The sequence below is a fragment of the Neobacillus rhizosphaerae genome (genome assembly GCF_937468385.1).
Taxonomy (GTDB): domain Bacteria; phylum Bacillota; class Bacilli; order Bacillales; family Cytobacillaceae; genus Neobacillus; species Neobacillus rhizosphaerae.
This window is the reverse complement of the sequence record NZ_CALBWS010000007.1, coordinates 142,228-149,090: the sequence shown is the minus strand read 5'-3', so window position 1 is coordinate 149,090 and position 6,863 is coordinate 142,228. Positions and strand designations below refer to the sequence as shown.

The 6,863-nt window shown below is 40.5% G+C and carries 4 protein-coding genes and 1 riboswitch; of the genes, 3 read left to right on the top strand and 1 reads right to left on the bottom strand.

The annotated features are described in order from the left end of the window. Nucleotides 1-475, top strand: a 475-nt coding sequence (locus M5A78_RS08300) for a DUF3231 family protein (RefSeq protein ID WP_248734815.1), incomplete at its 5' end; no start/stop codon positions are given. A gap of 1,082 nt (nt 476-1,557) precedes the next feature. After that, nucleotides 1,558-3,006, top strand: a complete 1,449-nt coding sequence (locus M5A78_RS08295) for an NAD(P)/FAD-dependent oxidoreductase (RefSeq protein WP_248734814.1) — start codon at nt 1,558-1,560, stop codon at nt 3,004-3,006. Nucleotides 3,007-3,068: 62 nt separating this feature from the next. On the opposite strand, the gene M5A78_RS08290 is transcribed toward M5A78_RS08295, so the two are convergent. Next, entirely contained in the window at nt 3,069-3,662 is a 594-nt protein-coding gene (locus tag M5A78_RS08290; protein ID WP_248734813.1) for a TetR/AcrR family transcriptional regulator, read from the bottom strand. A 480-nt stretch (nt 3,663-4,142) separates the two neighbouring features. Then, nucleotides 4,143-4,339, top strand: a riboswitch (cobalamin riboswitch). A gap of 159 nt (nt 4,340-4,498) precedes the next feature. On the opposite strand from M5A78_RS08290, the gene M5A78_RS08285 reads away from it, so the two are divergent. Beyond that, the gene (locus M5A78_RS08285; protein WP_248734812.1) at nt 4,499-6,787 is read left to right on the top strand and encodes a ribonucleoside-diphosphate reductase subunit alpha; all 2,289 of its coding nucleotides are present in this window, start codon (nt 4,499-4,501) and stop codon (nt 6,785-6,787) included. Nucleotides 6,788-6,863: the final 76 nt, after the last annotated feature.

Genomic DNA, 6,863 nt, shown 5'->3' with positions numbered 1-6,863 from the left:
GCATTATGGAGAAGTATTTGGTTTATGGAGCGCTTTATCAGTCGCGAAAGCTGCACTAGATGGATATCAAGTCTATACAAACCATACAGGTGATCAAGAATTAAAAGCGTTTTTAAAACAAGTAATTGAATCATCCATCAAACCTTCTATCAAAAATATAGAAGTAGTATTACTACAAAACGATATTGCAGTTCCACCTACACCAGCAGAACGACCTGAAGCTGATCTCGAACAGATTCCTGTTGGAGCAAGATTTCAAGATGCTCAAATAGCTTATATGGTAGCTGCCGATATTGCAGCTGGGATTATAGCATGCGGACAAGGTGCCAGTCAATCAATTCGTGAAGATGTTGGATTATTATTTGGTCAAATGGGTGCGAAAAAAGCAATAGATGGAGCAGCATTATTGCAAATCATGAAAGATAAAGGTTGGCTAGTTCCACCACCACTACATCATGAAACAAAACAACAATAAATAAAAACAAATGCTATAAAAACTAGAATCAAACAATTTTATTAATAGCCAAGTAAACTCTAATTAGTTTGAAAAATAAAAGGGTAGAAAAACAGATACAATATCTGCTTCTACCCCTTTTTGTTCATTTTCTTATGGAACTAACGGGGGCTTTAGTTCAATAAGAATATAAGTGATTTTAGGATTGAGACCATATTTAGTTATTCCATTAAAGGGCGCTATTGTTGAATAGCGAAAGGCTAATTTCTCAGTAAAACACTGGAAAATTAGCCCTTTTTATCTTCCAGAGTCCTTAACGTTGTAAATCCGCACTTCCTTGACGTTATCCCATTGGTAAATGCGTGGCAACAAGTGGTAAATATTGTGGCAATCGCCGGTAAAAAACATGACAGAAGTGGTACATTTTTATGGCCGTAATCAATATTAGATCACAGTTACTCATATTTTTGCCTAGAGTTTAAAACAGAACTAAATCTTTGCCAATAGTTCTGAAAAGTCCTTTATTTTTTAAAAAATAAAGGATTTTCTTTTTATTCTAGTTTAGATTTAATAAAAAATCCCCTTTGAAACTAGGTGTCTCAAGGGTTGGCAATGTTATGAGTAAATCGCTGGCAAAAATATGGTTCAAGTCACAGAAATTTTATGCTTTATTTTTTTTAGGAAATTTTATGCTTGATTACCGTAACTATATTAGACATTATATATATTTTACTGTGACTTAAACCATAAAAATGTCACATTTACATCCTTATCCTTTAAAATTAACATGACAATCTTATGCTTTAAATTGTCATTTGAGTTTTTGGAAGGCGTCGAAAGGATCAAAGAAAATTTTGCTGCAAGTAATGGTCTTTCTCGCATCTGACTAAATCACAATTCTTGTCTGTCAGACATAAGACAACCTGTGGTTCTGTTATTTTATGCAGGATCGCCTATAAACTTCCCCATATTTTGGTTATAAATATGTCAAAGAAGCGTATATTCGATTTAAAACAATATCTTTTATGGGTTGACATATAGTGGTAAATGTTTTATTCTTGTGTTGACTGATTTAATCAATCATAAAATAGGAGAGTTAGCTTATGGAAAACAATCTTCGAATGGGAAAAGCAATCGTTATCGGAGGCAGTATGGCAGGTTTGATGACTGCTCGTGTATTGGCGGATGTTTATGGAGAAGTGCTTGTTATTGATAAAGATAAATATCCGGAACATCCGGCTGACCGGGCTGGCGTACCTCACGGTTTCCATCCGCATCGATTCACAAATCGCGGCAAAATGATTACGGAAAATCTGTTTCCGGGTTACGAAGAGGAGTTGGCCGCGCTTGGCTCGCCTTCCTCGCTCAATAAGACAGCGCATATTGTGAATTCGTATGGGATCGTCAGCGGACCTTATATGCGCAATGATTATAAATTCAGCCGCGCCGTGCTTGAATGGGTCATCCGCGGACGCGTGAGCGCGAGTCCGAATGTGAGGTTTCTTCAAGGGCATGACGTACTTGAACTCATTGCAGCTCCAGACTGTTCAGCCATTACCGGAGTACGGGTCCGGGAGCGGAAAGTTGCTGGAGAAGAAAGTGTCCGGATGGCCGACCTGACCGTCGATGCCAGCGGCCGAACCTCCCGGCTGCCAGAGTGGCTGGAGAGCCTGGGGTACGAAGTGCCGAAGGCCGATCTGATGAAGACGGCCATTGGGTACAGCACTCGCCGCTATACATTGCCGCCTGCAATGCGACATCTGGCCGAAGAGTGGGATGTCGTCAACATTATGGGCCAGCCGGAGAACAACACCTATACAGGTGTCTTCTCCTTCATTGAGAATCAAGTCGCCGAACTGCTGCTGTACCGTCCCGGAGGGCAATTTCCTCCTACAGATGCGGAGGCGTTCGAACAAACGGTGGCCGGGCTGCCGTCTTCCCTGATCGCGGAAATCGTCAAGGATTTGGAACATGTCGGCAACCCGCGGGGCTTTCGTGTAGCGGAATTATACCGCCGCCATTATGAACAGGTTCACCATTGGCCTGCTGGCCTGCTCGTCCTTGGTGATGCTTACTGCATCTATGATCCGATTTTCGGTCAAGGGATGACGGTTGCGGCAATCGAAGCGGAAATACTGCAATCCTCTTTGCGGGAGCAGCTTAGCGATCCGAAGCCGCAGTTTGAAAAGCGGGTACTTAAACGAATGCAGCATGAAGCCATTACGCCTGCCTGGTGGCTGAACTGTGCGGCGGATTTACAGTGGGAGGGCGTTGAATATGAAGCCGGGTCAGAACCGCTTGAAGGGGTAGATTTTTGCCGGAAGGTGATGGATATGCTGCTTAAAGAGGGCACGGTGAATCGCAACTTCCAGCTTTACGGCATGTATTGGGGAGTAAACACATTGTCTGTTCCGCTTGGTGAGCTGTTCAATCCGCAAATGATCAGAGCGGTGCTGGAAGCATCGGACGAAGGAAAGGAAATCCTCGCCGAGCTGCTGGAGCAGCATCATCGGCCGCTTGAAGAAATACTGGAAAAGATCATTCCACGATAAGAGAAGCCGTACATTTCCGTAAAAATAAAGCACCTGCCGCCTGCAATGAGGTGATAGGTGCTTTATTTGCTGATCATCCTCATCAGCATTTCGATATCCGGGATGCGAAACTGCCGCTCATCCACCGATCCCACCATCATCACTCCGGTTAGTACCGTCAGGAAGCCGGCAATCAATTCTCCCGGATCCCCCGGTGCAATCGTCCCATCCCTTTGTCCCTCTTCGAACAAAGGCCGAAGGATGCTAACATAATCGTCCAACGTGTATTGGTTGATCAATATTCTCGCTTCTTCAGGCACGCCATCGGACGTTCTTGCCTGATAGATCAGCTGAAAAAACGGGGCTCCTTCCTCATCCATCATTTCTTCAACCAATTTTCTGATTTTATCATAAGCGGTTCCCGGAAGGGATGTAACGAACGACATGGCTTCCTGCGCACCCTCTATAGCACCTTTGACAAGCGTAACGAAAAGCTCTTCCTTGGATTTGAAATAATGGTACACTAGGCCATGGCTAATGCCTGCTTCCTTCACAATCATACTCATTTTGGTTCCGGCAACGCCGCGTCTGGAAAATACGCTTAAGGCAGCGGCCAAAATCTGTTCCCTGCGCTCATCACGGATCTGGATCAGCTGCTCTTCATTTAATGGTGCCACGCTGCACCCGCCCCCTTCGAGTTCATATCATTAACATTCCTTATATTGATCAAGTCAGTCAAAATTAAAAATACAGCATTTTATTTTTACAGTCAACCTATTTCTCACATTCTCGACCCAAAAAGAGACGCAGGAGGTGGATAAATTAAAGTGCAGATAAGAAAAAGTTTTAATAATATAGTCCCCTGTGTTTATTACAAGGTCATGGTATTGAAAACATTGATTTTCTAGGCCAAATTAAGAAGATGGTCCCAGTATTGAGCGGTGGTCATCTTCTTTAAATTCATTGAAATCTGTAATCGTGTTTCTGTAAAGTAGGGGTCGATTTATAGTTGGAAAGATAAATAGTATGAGAAGCTGAAAAAAAGAATAGGGTATGGAGGATTAATTAAACCTTGTAAAATAAAAATAAATCATTTACTATAATATGTAGTAATTACTACATATTGAATTTTATTACGAATTTCACAACTATATATAGTATCAGCCATGTAATAAGATGCGATTTTCGCTTAATAGGGAATTCGGTTGAAGCCGAAGCTGCCCCCGCAACTGTAAATGCTGACGAAATAAATAAACCACTGTATAAGACGGCTTAGTGTTAGGTGCTTATACGGGAAGGATTTAAAGTAGGATGAAGCATGAGTCAGGAGACCTGTCTTATTTTTATATGTTTCAACTTCTTCGGGGATTGAGAAGATGAAACGGCGGCTTCAAGAGGAATTTTAATATTTGTTATTTTCGATTATTCTTTTTGACCTTCGTTTCATCCGCTCAATGATTTGAGCGGATTTTTTTGTCTAAGAAAGCTTTTTTACGAACGGGAGGAAACAAACATGAATTCACCAGCACAAACAAATCATTCATATGTATTACAGGTCATTCAAGAGGTAGCAGAGAAATATGACTTAGATGCTAGGGAAATCAACGATCGCGTAGCACATATAAATGGAACAGAATTGGAAGCAAATGGGCAGGCGCTGATATATTCATTAAATAAGATTGCAATGGATCAGCCCAACTGGACATTTGTTGCTGCTCAGCTTTATTTGAATGAGTTATATGATTTTGCCGCTAAAAATAGGGGGTACGATCGGTCTCAAAAATACGGAGATTTCTACGCATTGATTAAAACATTAACTAAAAACGGAATCTATTCAACGGATTTAGTAAACTCTTATTCGAAACAAGAAATAGAAGAATTAGCTGCTGAAATAATTTCTGATCGGGATCATTTATTTACCTATATTGGATTATTCTTGTTTGCAGATCGATATCTTGCGAGAGATCATGAACGGAATGTATACGAGCTGCCACAAGAAAGATTTATGATTATTGCCATGCATTTAATGAAAGATGAAACGAGTACAAAACGATTAGAACTCGTAAAAGAATCCTATTGGGCATTGAGTCATTTGTACATGACAGTGGCAACACCGACATTGACGAATGCAGGGAAAAGCTTTGGTCAACTCTCATCTTGTTTTATTGATACAGTAGAGGATTCACTTGATGGAATTTACTTAAATAATTGGGATATTGCTAGATTAAGTAAAGATGGCGGTGGAATTGGGATTTATTATGGAAAAGTGCGTGCACTCGGTTCAGATATTAAGAAATTTAAAGGGAATTCTTCTGGCGTAGTGCCGTGGATACGATTAATTAATGATACAGCTGTTAGTGTGGATCAACTTGGACAGCGACAAGGTGCGATCGCAGTATATCTTGATATTTTTCATAAAGACATCATGAACGGCTTTCTCGATCTAAAAACAAATAATGGCGATGAGCGGCGGAAAGCACATGATATTTTTACCGGTGTCACCATACCAGATTTATTTATGGAAAAACTTCAGGAAGTGGATGAATCTGGGAGAAGCAGTGGCATGTGGCACACATTTTGTCCGCATGAAGTGAAACAAATAATGGGTTGGAAAGACGAGGAGGGGAATCCACTCGGACTTGAAGACTTTTATGATGAAGAAGATAAAAAATATTTCACAGAAAACTACCAAGAAGCTGTCAATCATCCACTGCTTCCACGCAAAACGTATCGTGCCATGGACATAATGTCACGGTTGATGATTGCCCAATTAGAAACGGGTACTCCTTATATGTTTTATCGGGATGAGGTGAATCGGCTAAATCCAAACAAACATGTAAGGGGAGAAGGTCGTACATCGATTTTTTGCAGTAATTTATGTACCGAAATTGCTCAAAATATGTCCCCTACAACAATCGTGAATGAAAGTGAAGATGAAGATGGCAACTTAATTATTGTTCGAAAGCCAGGTGACTTTGTGGTCTGTAATTTATCCTCTATTAATTTGGCAAAAGCAGTTCCAGCCAATGTACTTGAACGCTTAATACGAATTCAAGTGAGAATGTTGGATAATGTGATCGATTTAAATACGATACGTGTTGGACAAGCGGAGAAAACGAATAAAAAGTATCGAGCGGTAGGATTAGGTACATTTGGATGGCATCATCTTTTAGCGCTAGAAGGAATTCATTGGGAATCAGAAGAGGCCGTTCAATATGCCGACGAATTATATGAAGACATTGCCTACTATGCGATTCAATCTTCTATGGAATTAGCTGCAGAAAAAGGAGCTTACAGCCAATTTTTAGGTTCTGAATGGGAAACTGGTCAATATTTTGAAAGGAAAGGCTATTCCTCTGATCGTTGGAAACATTTAAGAAAAGAGATAGCACAAAAAGGGCTTCGCAATGGGTGGTTGCTGGCAGTAGCCCCTAACTCTTCAACAGCAAAAATCGGCGGTTCAACTGATGGCATTGATCCAATCTATTCTGTTGAATACGCAGAAGAAAAGAAAAACTTCAAATTTAAAGTAACGGCTCCTGATTTGAATCATATTACGTACAATTATTATCGTCGATCTAGACATGAATTGGATCAAATATGGAGTATAAAACAAAATGCAGCAAGACAACGACATGTCGATCAAGCTATCAGCTTCAACTTATATGTGAAGCACGATATTAAAGCAAAAGACTTATTACATCTTCATATGGAAGCATGGAAAAATGGCTTGAAAACGACCTATTATGTACGAAGTACTTCTCAGGCTGAGATTGAGGAATGTGAAGCCTGTCATAGCTGATCTTTTTTTGGATCATTTATTCAGGAGGCTATGTTTACAATTGTTTCAATAAAAATAGTCCTTTGGTGTATATAAG